The 13,226-nt window shown below is 64.2% G+C and carries 19 protein-coding genes; 3 read left to right on the top strand and 16 right to left on the bottom strand.

Annotated features, from left to right (window positions below; translation table 11 throughout):
- Nucleotides 1-13 precede the first annotated feature (13 nt).
- From N2K99_RS17850 to N2K99_RS17865, 4 genes are all read right to left on the bottom strand, one after another.
- Nucleotides 14-970, bottom strand: coding sequence for a hypothetical protein (locus tag N2K99_RS17850; protein WP_227934277.1), 957 nt, complete (start codon nt 968-970; stop codon nt 14-16).
- Nucleotides 971-1,013: 43 nt separating this feature from the next.
- Complete coding sequence (locus N2K99_RS17855; protein ID WP_227934276.1) at nt 1,014-1,478, bottom strand: hypothetical protein; 465 nt, start codon at nt 1,476-1,478, stop codon at nt 1,014-1,016.
- A gap of 140 nt (nt 1,479-1,618) precedes the next feature.
- Nucleotides 1,619-2,683 carry a hypothetical protein gene (locus N2K99_RS17860; protein WP_227934275.1) on the bottom strand — a complete coding sequence of 355 codons (1,065 nt, stop codon included), beginning with the start codon at nt 2,681-2,683 and terminating at the stop codon, nt 1,619-1,621.
- Nucleotides 2,680-3,366, bottom strand: a complete 687-nt coding sequence (locus N2K99_RS17865; RefSeq protein ID WP_227934274.1) for a hypothetical protein — start codon at nt 3,364-3,366, stop codon at nt 2,680-2,682. The genes N2K99_RS17860 and N2K99_RS17865 overlap by 4 nt, the downstream gene beginning before the upstream one ends.
- Before the next feature lie 76 nt (nt 3,367-3,442).
- On the opposite strand from N2K99_RS17865, the gene N2K99_RS17870 reads away from it, so the two are divergent.
- Together N2K99_RS17870 and N2K99_RS17875 are read left to right on the top strand one after the other, a co-directional pair.
- The gene (locus tag N2K99_RS17870) at nt 3,443-3,838 is read left to right on the top strand and encodes a hypothetical protein (protein ID WP_227934273.1); all 396 of its coding nucleotides are present in this window, start codon (nt 3,443-3,445) and stop codon (nt 3,836-3,838) included.
- 42 nt (nt 3,839-3,880) lie between these two features.
- Nucleotides 3,881-4,228: a hypothetical protein gene (locus tag N2K99_RS17875; protein WP_227934272.1), complete on the top strand. Its 348-nt coding sequence runs from the start codon at nt 3,881-3,883 to the stop codon at nt 4,226-4,228.
- Between the two features lie 89 nt (nt 4,229-4,317).
- Here N2K99_RS17875 and N2K99_RS17880 read toward each other — a convergent pair whose 3' ends face one another.
- The 4 genes from N2K99_RS17880 to N2K99_RS17895 form a co-directional block, all read right to left on the bottom strand.
- Entirely contained in the window at nt 4,318-4,674 is a 357-nt protein-coding gene (locus N2K99_RS17880; protein WP_227934271.1) for a hypothetical protein, read from the bottom strand.
- Between the two features lie 287 nt (nt 4,675-4,961).
- Complete coding sequence (locus tag N2K99_RS17885; protein ID WP_227934270.1) at nt 4,962-5,261, bottom strand: hypothetical protein; 300 nt, start codon at nt 5,259-5,261, stop codon at nt 4,962-4,964.
- A complete protein-coding gene (locus N2K99_RS17890) occupies nt 5,258-5,608 on the bottom strand; it encodes a DUF4326 domain-containing protein (protein WP_227934269.1) in 351 nt (116 codons plus the stop codon). The genes N2K99_RS17885 and N2K99_RS17890 overlap by 4 nt, the downstream gene beginning before the upstream one ends.
- Nucleotides 5,609-5,740: 132 nt before the next feature.
- Nucleotides 5,741-6,349 carry a hypothetical protein gene (locus tag N2K99_RS17895; RefSeq protein ID WP_227934268.1) on the bottom strand — a complete coding sequence of 203 codons (609 nt, stop codon included), beginning with the start codon at nt 6,347-6,349 and terminating at the stop codon, nt 5,741-5,743.
- 128 nt (nt 6,350-6,477) lie between these two features.
- Here N2K99_RS17895 and N2K99_RS17900 point away from each other — a divergent pair, with 128 nt between their 5' ends.
- Nucleotides 6,478-7,155 carry a hypothetical protein gene (locus N2K99_RS17900; protein ID WP_227934267.1) on the top strand — a complete coding sequence of 226 codons (678 nt, stop codon included), beginning with the start codon at nt 6,478-6,480 and terminating at the stop codon, nt 7,153-7,155.
- Here the strand turns inward: N2K99_RS17900 and N2K99_RS17905 are convergent.
- The 8 genes from N2K99_RS17905 to N2K99_RS17940 form a co-directional block, all read right to left on the bottom strand.
- Nucleotides 7,152-7,964, bottom strand: coding sequence for a hypothetical protein (locus N2K99_RS17905; protein WP_227934266.1), 813 nt, complete (start codon nt 7,962-7,964; stop codon nt 7,152-7,154). The two genes, N2K99_RS17900 and N2K99_RS17905, sit on opposite strands and share 4 nt — an antisense overlap.
- A gap of 65 nt (nt 7,965-8,029) precedes the next feature.
- Nucleotides 8,030-9,511, bottom strand: a complete 1,482-nt coding sequence (locus tag N2K99_RS17910) for an APC family permease (RefSeq protein WP_227934265.1) — start codon at nt 9,509-9,511, stop codon at nt 8,030-8,032.
- A complete protein-coding gene (locus N2K99_RS17915; RefSeq protein WP_227934264.1) occupies nt 9,508-10,680 on the bottom strand; it encodes a glutathionylspermidine synthase family protein in 1,173 nt (390 codons plus the stop codon). Before N2K99_RS17915 ends, N2K99_RS17910 begins: the two co-directional genes overlap by 4 nt.
- Nucleotides 10,681-10,806: 126 nt before the next feature.
- On the bottom strand, nt 10,807-11,313 hold the full coding sequence (locus tag N2K99_RS17920) for a tRNA-dihydrouridine synthase (protein WP_227934263.1): 507 nt from the start codon (nt 11,311-11,313) through the stop codon (nt 10,807-10,809).
- 73 nt (nt 11,314-11,386) lie between these two features.
- Nucleotides 11,387-11,740, bottom strand: a complete 354-nt coding sequence (locus N2K99_RS17925; RefSeq protein WP_227934262.1) for a hypothetical protein — start codon at nt 11,738-11,740, stop codon at nt 11,387-11,389.
- 379 nt (nt 11,741-12,119) lie between these two features.
- Nucleotides 12,120-12,392, bottom strand: coding sequence for a hypothetical protein (locus tag N2K99_RS17930; protein ID WP_227934261.1), 273 nt, complete (start codon nt 12,390-12,392; stop codon nt 12,120-12,122).
- Nucleotides 12,393-12,457: 65 nt separating this feature from the next.
- On the bottom strand, nt 12,458-12,811 hold the full coding sequence (locus tag N2K99_RS17935) for a hypothetical protein (protein ID WP_227934260.1): 354 nt from the start codon (nt 12,809-12,811) through the stop codon (nt 12,458-12,460).
- Complete coding sequence (locus N2K99_RS17940; protein ID WP_227934259.1) at nt 12,808-13,134, bottom strand: hypothetical protein; 327 nt, start codon at nt 13,132-13,134, stop codon at nt 12,808-12,810. Before N2K99_RS17940 ends, N2K99_RS17935 begins: the two co-directional genes overlap by 4 nt.
- Nucleotides 13,135-13,226 lie beyond the last annotated feature (92 nt).

Consider the following 13,226-nt stretch of genomic DNA (forward strand, 5'->3'; position numbering starts at 1 on the left):
CTCCGGAAGTCCGCTAGCAGCCCGCCCTGTCCCAGTCATAGGTCTTGCCCAGAAGCCGGTCCGCTTCATCCAGATGGTTGCGGACGTCCTGTGTGACGCTCGAGAGCGCGCTATGCTCTTCCTGGACGGCGTGGATCCTCTCCCGTGCGCCCTGGACGGCTGCGATCCGATCCTCCCGTGACCCGGCCTGCTCGATCTCCTCGGGCAGGTGCCTGATGGCATCGGCAGAGTCTGTGTGCATGGCGGAAACCGGCCACCCTGCCCGGGCATCGCTCAGGAGATCAAACCGCAGGTCGGCAATGGCATTCGCTGCCATGGCCGCCCGGGCGTCTTCAGGGGTGAGACCAGTACGCCTCCCCACGGTTACAGGCCGGCCGCGGAGCTGATCTGCCTGGGCTGCACTCCATCGCCCCTGCTCCCTGACCCCGTAGTCGAAGTCGAATGCTTCGGTGGCCCCTGTCCGGATTCGGTCCTTGTGTTCGATGTACCGCTGCAGGTATTCCAGCCGTCCGTCGGCGCGCCGCAGCGCACGGTCGTCACTGTGCCCTTCAGCACGGAAACCGTCGGCCAGCCGGGTGCGGAACAGCCCGATGGTCTCTGCGGCAGTCCATGCATCTCCTGCCCCCTGGATCTGTACGGGCAGTTCAGCCAGCAGGGTCGAGACGGTCCGGTGTGCTTCGGCCTCCTTCACGTTGCCCCTGGCCTGGCATCCGACCGCGAGAGCCACCTGCAGCTCGGTTTCCTCCATCACCTCGATGGCCATGGCGGCATTTACAGCCTTCTCCGGATCGCTGTAGACCTTCCCGGCCTCGTGGATGAGTGCCTGGGTGCGGTCACTGCCGGTCGGCCCCAGAATGACGGATCCGGCTTCGGGCTTCGACTCGGCTGCGAACTGACCTCCGGAAGGCACCCCCTGGGGCTGTCGTCTGCGGAGGTTGTCGTTGGCGCCGTTGCGCTTGAAGATGTTCATGCCCTCCTGTGTGCGGCCGGGCCGGGATTCACCCAGGTACCCGCTACGGGCGCCATTGCCTCAGCCCGGTGTCGATCCCGTATCCGCCCCGGCCCTGCGGCAGGTCCTTGGGCGGGATGAGTCCTACAGAGCGGGCCCACTTCTTCAGGGTTCCCATCGTGTGGTTGCGGGTCCAGAAGAAGTACCAGTCCGGGACTCCGGATCCGCGGTAGGGGTTCCGGTATCCGTGGGCAATGAAGGCGGCCTTGTCGTCGAACCGGACCATGGTCTCTTCCAGCCGCGGTGCGCGCGGGCAGGTGACGGCAGCGCCGGCCCATTCGGGGTAGTTCTCCAGGGTGAAATAGGAGTACAGCCGGACCAGATCCTGGTCATCGCAGTCTTCGTACACTGCGGTCCTGCCCTCCCAATGCCACAGGTCAGGGTAGAGGTGTCCGTCGCGGAAGACGGAATTTCCCACGGCCGCCCATGCCTCGTCGGGGATGGTGCGGGAGGTGGTTGCGTCGTTCATGGATTCTCCTCATGGTTGGTGCCTTGCCGGCCGGGAAGTTGGCCCTCCCGAAGGAAGTCGATACAGCCTGCTCCCGGGTAAGCGAAGGGCCCGCCCTGAAGAGGACGGGCCCGCCGGCACCGGCTGGCCGGGTGCTGTTGCTACTGGTCGATCGGGACGGCGGTGAAGCGGCGTGCAGGCGCGTAGTTCGTGTTGGAACGCGCTGTCTTCTCCGCATTGGCTGCCGAGGACGAGAAACCCCAGGCGGACCAGTTGCCGGCGTTGTAGGTGCCGTTGTCGATCTCGTCCACCGTTGACTGCGCCTTGTCGACATAGCCCTGCACCGTTGAACGGCGTTCCTTCAGGGCCGTCTTCATGGCCGGGAAGATCTTTTCGACGCGGTCAGGGTGGTATTTGCCGTCTTCGTCGTAGACGCCCTGGGTTTCCTGCTTCGAGTTGCCCCGGATCGTCTTCAGGACCGTCTTACCGTCCGTGGCGTAAGCACGGTACTCGTGGTTGTAGTACACGGGGTTGCCCTGGCGGTCCACATCCGGGTCACCAACGGTCTTGAACCGCTGCACAGACCGTATCTTCAGAGGCTCGGCCAGCGCGGCGTCAATGTCGTCGATTTCCTTTTTGTGCTCATCCGCCTGAACCAGGGCAAGCTTCCGCACCATTTCCGTGTCCTCGGGGGATGCGATGATGGCGTGTGTGTAGCTCTTGGTCTTCGACGTCCTGTCCACGACCACGCCGTCCGGCAGCGTCACGAAGACGGTCCGGCCCTTCGAAGTGATCTTCGGCGATGTCGGGGACACCGTGTCGGGCTCCCACTTCCGGGCCTCGGCGAGGCCGACCGGTGTGTGAATGTACCCGACGCCGGCTTCACGGAGGTGCTTCACGATGTACTCGCGGTCATCCTCACCCAGCTGGTATCCGCGGGTGTCCCATGCGCGGGCGACAACGTAGCCTCCGTCTGCTTTGTCTAGGGTGAAGCTGGCAGCCTCGGGCAGACCTTCGTGGATGTTCCGGGCTGCAGCGGAAAGGCGCGCCTGATTCGCCAGGCCGCGGCCCTCGGTCGAACCGGCCTGGGCGTCGGCAAATTCGTGGAGGCGGGCGATGGTGTCTTCACCGGCGGCGCCCGAAAGCGCTACGGGCGCCTCCCCGTGGGTCTTGAAGCTGTACTGCCCGCCGGACTCACGCGGCTGGGGTGCGGTGTTGATGGTCATGAGTTCCTGTCTTCCTCGAAGTACCCTTCGGATCGTTCAATGGCGTTGTCGAAGTTGACGCCGTACTTGTTCGCGTAGTGCCGCATGTCAGCGAGCATGTCGGCCACCCGGGTCTCGGGGTCGATGGAGTCGAGCTTGGCCGCGTTCATGGCCACGAGGGCGCGGCGGGCCCCCTTCTGAGACTCGTCTTCGCGGTCAAGATCGGGGTTGAAGTCGTCCGGGATCCACTGGCTCATGCGGTCGACGTCGATGCCGCCGTAGTAGAACCGGGGGTCGTAGGGGACTTCCGCGCGCCGCAGCGCATCCTGGGCAGCGACCCGTTTCTGCGGGCTGAGCTGCTTGCCGTCCGCGTCCATGACGTCGATGACCAGGGCACCGCCGAGCGGGTCCTTGGGGCTCAGGTAAACCGTCGCTATGTCGGGGTCGGCTTCCCGGATGGACCGGGCAGCGAGGGATACGCGGGCGTCGGTCGCAGCACGCCCGGCTGCGACGGCTTCATCGCGCTTTTCCTCGGCGTAGCTGGCAAGGCGCGAGCCGAGCATCTCCATGTTGCCGGTCAGGACGACCGATGATTCGCCGTGGAGCTTTTCGGCAAACCGGCCGTTCTGCTCGCGTTCGTAGGTCTGCGTGCCCGGGGCTGCGAAGCCTGCGCCGGCGCGCTTCGGGGAGGGTGTAGTCGTCATGCCTCTCTGTGTGCGGCTGGCTGCAGGAGGAGCAGGGGCGACCAGGGTTCAGGGGCGTGCCGCACACATGGAAGACATGACGACTACTATTGACCCGTCCCTGGCCAAGGCCATGGAGGACATCCGCCGCGACCCGGTCCTGCCGATGGCCTTGTCTCTCTACAACCTTTCCTTCGAATCCGACTACCGTGAGATCGGCGGCGGGCTGGCGCGGAAGTACGTGAGGAACTCCTACAATCCGACCGGCGATGCCGGCAGCCTGGCTGATGCAGACCTGATCATCCGTGAAGAGCACCCCGCCCTGTACGGCATGACGTTCCACAATATGCTGGTCAACCTGCACGGGTACGGCGTCGACACTACAGAGGAGTTCCCTTCAGCTCCGGCCCGGGAACTGGTCCTCGGAATCGTAGCCGCGAACAGGCCGCTCTCCGACTTGGTCCGCGCCCTGGAACCGATCATCCCCTTCTAGGCCGCGGGCACTGTTCCGGGCCCTGCCGTACACATGGCAGTCATGAACTTCTTTGAGAAATACATTGAGCGCATGCGTACCGCAGTCAGCGAGGACCCCGTTCTGGAACTGGCTTTGTCGCTGGGCCGGCTGATGCGGGAGAACAGCCCGAAGGTTGAGGCCGTTCTCGAGCACGTCCGGACACTGGAAGACCCCCAGGGGGAGACAGCCCGGCTGGCGGCCGCCGACCGTATCGTCTGCGGCAAGGCCCCGGCGATGGCGGACGGGATCACCTACAGCAACCTGACCTACAACCTCGGAAGCGAGGGGCTCAGGGAGCTGAAATGCTCCGGTGTCCTGGCCCGCGGGGTCGTGGACCGGGTTTGGGAGACCATCCCCCGCCCGGCATAACAACCTGCAGCCACCCTGGCCAGGGCAGCACAGAGCCCCTCCGGCATGATCGCCGGAGGGGCTCTTCTTGTGTCGGTGCCGCAGCGTTTCTAGTCGTTGCGGGGGTCGACTTCACCGAATGGCCGGGGCTGCCATTCCGTATCGCGCTGGATGACGGCGCCGAGGTCTGTACTGGTGCCTTCGAGGTGCATGATGTCGATGTATCCCATTTCGGCGTTCTGGGCGTCGCCGTTCAGCATGGCGAAACCGAATGCCATGCCTGTTTCCTTGTCGGTCTCGAAGATCATCCAGCTGGACTCACCCAGGAAGTACCGCGCGTGCACAGTCTTCTCGGCCAGCGGGACACCGTCGGTGACATAGATGTCCGGCGCTGCGGAAAGCTCCGGGCCGTAGAACGGGTAGCCGCGGCGGTCGCGGTGCAGCTCGGGGAAAATCGGGTATGCCATCAGTTCTCCTCTTCAGTCGCCCGGCCGGGGTGGCGCGGGATGTTTATGAGAGGGGCGTGCAGGTTTCGAACCTGTGTTTCCGGCGCGGTGGGCCGGCGTATTCGGCCAACGCGGTACCGCTTCCGTGCACCAAAGCCATCCCTCGATGGATGGCGGGGCAGCCGCTGCCGCCTTGACTCCCTGGTCGTTGTGCACGGGGCCCGCTTCATACGAACACCCCCATGTACCTTCCGGTCTTCACCATCAGGTCCACTAACCCCTATGTGTGCGGCACTCCCGGGGCTTCTCTACAGGCCGTCGCCCAGGGGCGTGACGACGACGGTGTGGTAGTCCGCCCAGAAGCCGTGGGTGTCGTCTTCGTAGCGCGGCTTATCGCGCTTGACGATCACCTCGACGTCCGTATTGTGCGGCTCCCGGTCCGGCCGGTGGAAGATCCGTTCAAGGACCGCAGTGCCGCTGTCGGAAGCCGCGGGGTAGCGCTCCCCAACATGGTGGACACGCTGGCCGACTGCGAGGCGGCCTACTGAGGTCATTTCGACGTACCCGCTGGCAAGAAGGTCAGCTGCGCGGTCCTCTGCCCGGCTCACTTGGCTGCCTCAGTCTCGTTGGCGTTGGCGATCTCCAGGAGGATGTCGGCGTGGCAGGGGCGGTCCAGTGCGCACCAGCATGCCAGGTTCTTCCCCTTCAGATCCGCGACCACCTGCCGGCGCACCTTCGGCTGCTCCACGAGCCCGCGGAACATACCCAGCGCCTGGGTATCGTCTTCAGGGCGGAAGAACACCCGGGTGTCGTCGGCGCCCCTAAGCACCCCTATCTCACCGGCCTTGAAAGGGGTTGCCCAGCCGCTGCCCTTACCGACGAGAGCGGTATTAGCAGGCAATGCCCGGCCTACCTGATGCTTGATGCGCTGCGGAGCTGCTTCAGCGGTTTCCATGATCCTTCTTCCCGTACTTCCGGCCTCTTGCCGGCGTCCTCCCCCTCTATGTGTGCGGACCATGGCGCGCCTCTCAACGAAAACGCCCCGCCCTCGGGACGGAATCCGGGGACGGGGCGTTCAGGGGCAGTGCTACTTGCGGCAGGTAACAGTCTCTCCGAGATCGGAAACAGAAGCATTGTGTTCCGGGTCCGTGTATTCGGCCGTTTTCATCGTCATCTTGCCGAGCTCGAAGGCGACTTCGGTCGTCGCTTCATATTCCGGCCCCACATTGTCATCGGGGTTGACGATGTGGCTGGTGACTTTCACCGTGCTCGGTATCTGGATCGAAACCGGCAGATCGAAGTAAATGTCCTCGTGGTACTCCATGAACAGGGCGCCGTCGCGGTATTCCCACTCGTACTTGGGCTCAGGATCTTCACCGGTCCACCGCCCGTCTGCGTGGAACGTGACTTCCTCCGGGAGGGAAAGGGACATGTTGCTGTTCATGCCAAAGAAGTTTGGATCATTCTGGCCGGTGGTTTTGCACCACCAGGCCCCGAGGAGGTAATCCTCGATCGGCACGCCGGGACCCATGTCCTGCGTGGCAACCCCGGGGGCCGCAGAGGTTGTTTCCGTGGGTGCGGCAGCGGCGGTCTTCTCCGGTGTCGAGGCTGCTGCCGGATCCTGTGCACCGCCTGAGCATGCAGAGAGCGTGAGTGCGCCTGCGGCAGCCAGGACGATGGCTCCGCTGTATTTCATCTTCAATTTTCCCCCATGGATTGTCGTATCGGGTGTGACACTAACACGTTCGCCGATACCTTCCCGGGCGGCACCCGGACTCGACCCGGTTGCTCAGAATTGGGCACGGTGCCGCACACATAGGAGGCATGGAAAACCAGCTGCTCGACTACGAGTTTGATCTCACGCGGAGCCAGTCCGCCTACCCCTACGGCGACGAGGGCGCGGGATACAGCGGCGAGGAACAGCGCCGCCAGATTGAGCGCAAGTACACCCTCACCCGCAAAACGCCCTCCGAGGTGGACCACCCCGGGAACCGGCAGGAGTACGTTGCCGCAGTACAGGTTTACCACCCTGGGCTGAATGACGACGACGCGCTGACCTATCTGCTGGTCACCACGGCCTACCCCTTGGACAACCTCAGCTGGATCCGTGATTCCCTGCGCCGTGCCTGGTTCAGCGCACTGGACAAGGCTCCGTACCTGTCTCTGGTGGAGCAGCATTTCCCCGGCCGGCCCGAAGCCGAACTCGTGATGCTCCTCGAACGCAGCGGCTTCGTGCCCGGCGCTGAGGACCTGGACGAACGCCTGGCCGCGATGGCCGAAAAGAAGGCACGGGATGAAGCCCGCGCGGAGGCGAACCGCGCACGGATTGCCGCCGTGAACCTGGAAAAGGACAGGCAGTGGGCAGAGGATACTACCGCCCGTGAAGGACGTCGTGCCGCCTACAGGTTGAAGCTTGCACGCGACCGGAAGGCCCGCGCGGAGACCGAGCTGGAGCGGGCCAATGCCAGGCTTGCCGGACTCGAGCAGAACGCTGCGGTCTAGGCATCCACTTTCGGTGCCGCTACCGGACCCTTCGGTGGTGTGGCCTTCGCTTTCCGCTTCCTCTTACGACGCCGCTTGGCTTTTCCGGCGAACGGCGGGCGCGGGGCGCCGAACCGCGGACCCCACCAGTACCTGCCGCCGATAAGGATGCCTGCGAGGAATCCGAACAGTCCGGTGAATACGTGGTCGCCGTAGCCGAAGGAACCGGCCACGATGAGTGCCGGCACGAGGGCGAACAATATGGCGATGAAGGTCATGAACCGCACCTGGAACGACTTCACGAGGCGGAACAGCACCCATCCCGCGAGGAAACCGGCTGGCAGGGACACGGCGAGGGTCTCTGCCGGGACTCCGTCAAGAAGCTGGCCGGTGCTTGCCGCGAGCAGTACGGCGGCACAAACTGCGTTGATCAGGGCCGGTTTCCATCCGCCGGTGTAGTCGCCGTCGGCGGTGCGTTCACGCTTCCGGTTGATTGGACGGCCGGCCTTCTTCCCGGTCCACCAGTGCGCGCCGACGATGGCACCGGCAGTGAATCCCATGAGCACCGGCCCCCTTACGGGCGCCCCCAGGAAGCTCTCCACGTCATGCAACATGATCTCAACGAGCACGAAGCCCCAGGTCATCACCATTGAAGCGCGCCCGGACAGCGAAACCACACGGAACAGCAGGGCCCCGTAGGCCGCACCCAGCGCAAAGAAACCTGCGGTCGTGACAGGTGCCCCGCCGAACAGCCAGACGGTTACGCCGACGGGTACGGCAATCGACAGGATCCGTGTGAACCGCCAGTCATTGACCCATTTCCTGGGCACTTCCGTCTCCCCCGCTGTAAGGCTGCCGCTGCCGGGTTTTCCCGGCAGCGGCTCCGCGCACCTGTCTAGTTTGCCGTGCCGGCCGGTACAGGGTCGGGAAGGACACTGTCCGGCTCTTCAGCACCGCGGTGGCGGTACCAGAGTGTCATCAGCACGGCTCCGAGCATGAGCGCGCCGATACCGATCACAAATGCTCCTCCGACACCGAACATGACGGTGGACCCGTATTCGGGGTTGAGCATGTCCACTGCCGAAATGAGGAACGCTGCGGTCATCGACAAGGCACCGGCCAGCGGGAAGATTCCGCGCATGAACAGGTTCCGGATGCCCGATGTCAGGGTCCGGCGGAAACGCCAGACGCAGGCGTAGGCGGTGATCCCGTAGTAGAAGGCGATGAACAGCCCCAGGGAGGCGATGGAGTCCGCCAGGAAGTTCTCGCTCACCAGGCTCATGCCGAGGTAGTAGGCGGAGGCGACAATCCCCATCAGGACGGTGGAGAAGACCGGTGTCCGGTGCCTGGCGTGCACTGCCGCAAAGCGTGCCGGCAGGGCGCCGTGAACGGCCATGGCCAGGGTCCCGCGGGCAGTAGGCAGGATGGTGGTCTGCGTGGAAGAGACTGCCGAGACAAGCACCGCCACGACGATGACCGGAGCCCATGGGCCCATGACTGCTTCACTGACTGCGTACAGGACGTCGTCGGCGTGCTCGGCGTTGGCCAGGCCCAGCCCGTCTTCCCCGATGCCCGCGAACATCATGACCAGGACGCTGATTCCGACGTAGGTGACCAGCAGGGCCACGGAGGCGAGCAGCGCGGCGCGGCCGGGAGTCCTGGCAGGATCCCGGGTCTCTTCATTCAGGGCGAGGCAGGAATCCCATCCCCAGTAGATGAACAGGGCCAGCAGGACGGCGTACGTCATGGACTGCAGGCCGTCTCCTGCGAAGGGGTTGAACCACTGCAGGTCCACCGCGGTGAAGTCGGCCGCCCGGCCGGCAGCGAGCCGGAAGACGGCCATGCCGGCAAACAGGACCAGGGCGGCGTACTGGATGATGATCATCACGCGCTGCATCCGCTCACCGATGATGATCCCGCGCATGTTCAGCCACGTCATCAGGGCGATGAAACCGACGCCGGTAAGGGTGACGAGCAAGCTATTCCCTGCAAGCCCGGGGTTGATCAGGTGCCAGAGGTATTCACCGGCGACCGCTGCCAGGTTGGCAAGGACCACCACCCCCGATATGGCAAGGGCCCACCCGCCCATCCAGCCGGTGCGGCGACCGAGGGCTTTGGACACCCAGGTGAACGTGGTCCCGCAGTCCGGATCATCCTTGTTCAGCTCGTTGTAGGCGATGGCCGTGAAGAGCATCGGAAGGAAGGCGAGCAGCAGGGCCGCCGGCGCCTGGGCTCCGACTGCAAGGACCAGCAGGCCGAGGGTGGCTGCCAGGGAGTACGCCGGAGCGGCGGATGACAGGCCGATGGTAAAGCTGCCCCACAGGCCGAGACTGCCGTTTTTCAGGCCCTTGGAAGGAACAGCTGCACCTCCGCTCACTGGACCGGCGCCGGGGAGTCGATGACGTTCGGGACGAAACGGCAGTAGTAGTCGGTGACGGGGCCGTCGGATTCGCGGATGCCGACGCCTACGGATTCTCCGTCGACAACCCAGGAACCCAGGACAGGACGGTTGCCGTCGAAGTCAGGCAGCGCGTGGTACTGCTGGAAGCACCATCCTTCGGAGCCGTAGTCACCGGGCTGGCTGATGTCGATGCCATCGGCGTGGATGATGATGTTGTCGCCTTCGCGCCCGTGCAGCGGCTTGGCAACCCATTCGGTCATGTCGCGGGGCGAGTCCATGTAGGCCGGCAGCAGGTTCGGGTGGTCAGGGTACAGGTGCCACAGGGCGGCCAGGAGTGCCTTGGTGGAGAGCAGCATCTTCCATGCCGGCTCGAACCAGTTCACAGCTGAAGGGTTCTTCAGGATGTTGTACCCGAAGTCCTCCTTGATCATCATTTCCCACGGGTAGAGCTTGAAGATGTTGTGGATCTGCTCTCCGTCCAGATCCACGAACGTACTGGTTTCATAGTCCCAGCCGATGTCGGACATGTTGATGCCCTCAACGTTCCAGTCCCCCTGCTTGGCGACGTCGAGCATGTAGGCCGCGGTCATCCAGTCCTCACCGGAGGTTTCCACCTCGGCATGGGCCACATGCAGGAGGGGGTTCACTGCCGTTTCGCGGCGTTTCCTCCAGGCTTCGACGAGTGCCTCGTGGATGCCGTTCCACTGGTCCTTTTCGGGCATGACGTCCTGCAGCCAGTACCACTGTGCGATGGACGCTTCGATCAGCCCGGTGGGGGTGTCTGCGTTGTATTCGAGCATCTTGGGCGGGTTCACGCCGTCGTAGACGAAGTCGAAGCGGCCGTAGATGGCCGGCTCATCCAGCTCAAGGGAACGCGCAGCCAGGGCGAGTGCCTCTTCACCGATGCCGAGGTCCCCCAGCGCACCGGTGGCCAGGTAGCGCGCTGCTTCCAGGCACATGTCGTGCAGCTCTTCGGTGACCTCCTCGAGCATTTCAATCTCAGGCATGTCGAACCGGTAGTAGGCGGCTTCGTGCCAGTATTCGGTCAGGCTGCCGTCTTCGCGGACTGCGGTGGAGAAAATGAGCCCCTGGGACTCGGTCTTCCGGCGCCAGTCCGGCCTGGGTGTGGATGGGATGCGCTTCATGATGTTCCTCGTTCTCATCCGGGCGCAGCTGTACGTCCGGGCAGGTTTAGTCTCATGCACCTATGGGTGCGGACGCCGGCCGGTTCCTCTACGGGATCCGGCCGGCATCACTTGCTGCAGTGACGGCTATCCGCCGTGGCCGCCGCCGCCCTTTGCTCCGCCGCCGAAGCCGCCGCGGGTCACTTTGCTGGATCCCTTGTCGCTGACTCCGGACTTGGAGGTGGCTTTGTCCGGGATGCTTGTGGATCCGCCGGTCAGCTTGGATCCGACGGCCGGGATGGAATGGCTCTTGCCGGAGCTGGAGGAGCCCATCGGGAAGAAGTACCAGCCGGCGTATCCGGAGGAGCGCCCTTCCTCGCTGCACTTGTCGTCTTCGACGCGCTTCTCTGTCGTCTTCTCCTGGCAGACCTTGGCGTAGTCGGCGTCGATGACGTCTCCCGAGGGGCTGCAGCCGGTGAGGACGGCGCTTGCCAGTAGTGCAGTCACGCCCAGGATCACGGCACCGCTCTTGCGGCGGCCGGAATGCTTCCGGGGTGCTTTCAGGGATACGGCCGGCTCTTCGTGGTGCTGACTGGCGAACCTGCCGTTTGATTCCCGCGCGACTTTCATGCCGGCGAAGGCGCTTGCGTCCATGTGGTCCTGCTTTCTGTGATGTCTGGTATCCGAACTAGCTGTGTGCGGCGGGGGCGCCGGGGCGAGCGGGGGCTCAGCTGGTGCTGTTCCTGTCGCAGAAGCCGGCCCAGTCCTTGACGACCGCGTCGGCTTCCTCCTGGGTGGGAGGCTCCTCTGAATACGAGGCGATGATCATTTCTGCAACCCTGGTGCTCTCCGGGTATCCGCTCTCGGAGACACCTGCAAGGATCTCGACCATTTCTTCGACGTTGTCCGGGTTCAACTCATAATCAGCGGTGAGGAACCCGGCCAGAAGGCGGCACTCACCCGTCGCCCGGACCACGTCGATCCCTTCATCCGGGACGGGGGCGGGTTCCGCGGAGCATGCGGTGGCGGCGAGAACCCCGGCAATGGCCAGGGCAGATGCGAACATCCGGGTCGTCTTCATGAGGTTCTTTCGTTGAGGGCATGAAAATACCGACGGCCGGGAAGTTGTCTTATCCCGGCCGCCGGCCTTAAGCACTATGTTGGCCACCACGCAGTAAGGGAGTCGAACCCGAACGCCCCCGAAGGAAACGTACCGCCCTGCGCCCAGCCTCACCGGTCAGCTAACCTCCGGGGCCTTTTCGGCCCTTCGACCCTTTTGCCGGAATTCGAATCCGGGCCCCGTCTTAGGGGGTTCCAATCAAGGTCCAGGCGAACGGATGCCATCCGTCTACCTGTCCGTCCTTCGGGGCGCGCTTTCCCCGCTCTTCGGATGACCCGGACTCCCCGGGCTTACTTCCTATGTGTGCGGACCGGTGAAGAACTCTCACCGGCTGTCCCGCTTACTCCCGGAGCGAGGCAAGTATCTGCCGGCGCTCCTTGTCGACTTCGTTGAGGTCGATCTCGAAGTATTCGGCCAGCAGGTGCTCGAATCCGCGCGATACCGGTTCCAGGCGGGGTTCGGAGTAGCCCGGGTAGCGGACGAATTCGGCGATCTGCATGCCCTTGCTTTCAAGCCAATCCAGGAACTCTCCGATCCTCTGGCTCTCTTCCGCCGCCTGGGCGAGTTTTTCGGACATGGGGTACTGGGGCTGTTCAGGTGCTTCGGTGCTCATTTTTGTTCTCCTGGGTGTCTTGGTATTCACCGGGGCTGCCCCGGGACGTGTTGTTGGCTTGTGGGTTACCAGCGGTTGCCGCGTGATTCCGACCAGTCCTCACGGTCGTATTCGGGTGTGAAGGTGAACCGGCGGATAGTGTCCCGCCAGGCAAGGGCTGCTCCGTCGCTGAGGTAGTTTTCCCCGGCGCCGTTGAACCACCCTTCGACGGTGGAATACTCCTTGGCTTCGAGAACGTCGTGCTCGGCTCGCCAGTATTCGGCGGCCAGCTCACCGGACCGGAACTGACAGCCCATCAGCTCCACTTCGACGCAGATGGAGGCACGGATGCCGTCGGGATGCTCCGGATCGTAGGCATAATGCCTGCCTCCCATCTCGTCTTCCCAGATGGTGTGGATGATCGCTTTCATCTGCTTCACCGGGTCCGCCTCTGAATCTTGGGCAGGGCCATGATGCGGGCCATAATGGCGGCATTCGCCTGCATTACGTGCTGTCCGATGGCCGCTTCGGCCTTGGACTCGGAGACGTATCCGGTCCAGTAGGTGCACGAGCTGCAGGAAGCCTTCCATCGGCCGCGGACACGATGAGGGGAACCGGCGTGGAGCTTCAGGGTCTCGTCCGTCAGGGACTGGACGGCGGTGGCGTCGGCTGAGATGGGCTGTTCGCCGAACCTGCCTGAGGCGAAGTCGGCCGCCTTGAGGTATTTGCTTGCCGCAATGGGCAGCATGCCGGTGCTCTCCATGATTCCCGTCTCCGGTTCCGGGCCCGCTGGTCGGGCCCCGCAAACCCTATGTGTGCGGACCGGCCGCAGTCTGGAAACAGCCTGCGGCCGGG

Origin of the sequence: Arthrobacter sp. zg-Y1110 (genome assembly GCF_025244865.1) — a bacterium.
Classification (GTDB): domain Bacteria; phylum Actinomycetota; class Actinomycetes; order Actinomycetales; family Micrococcaceae; genus Arthrobacter_B.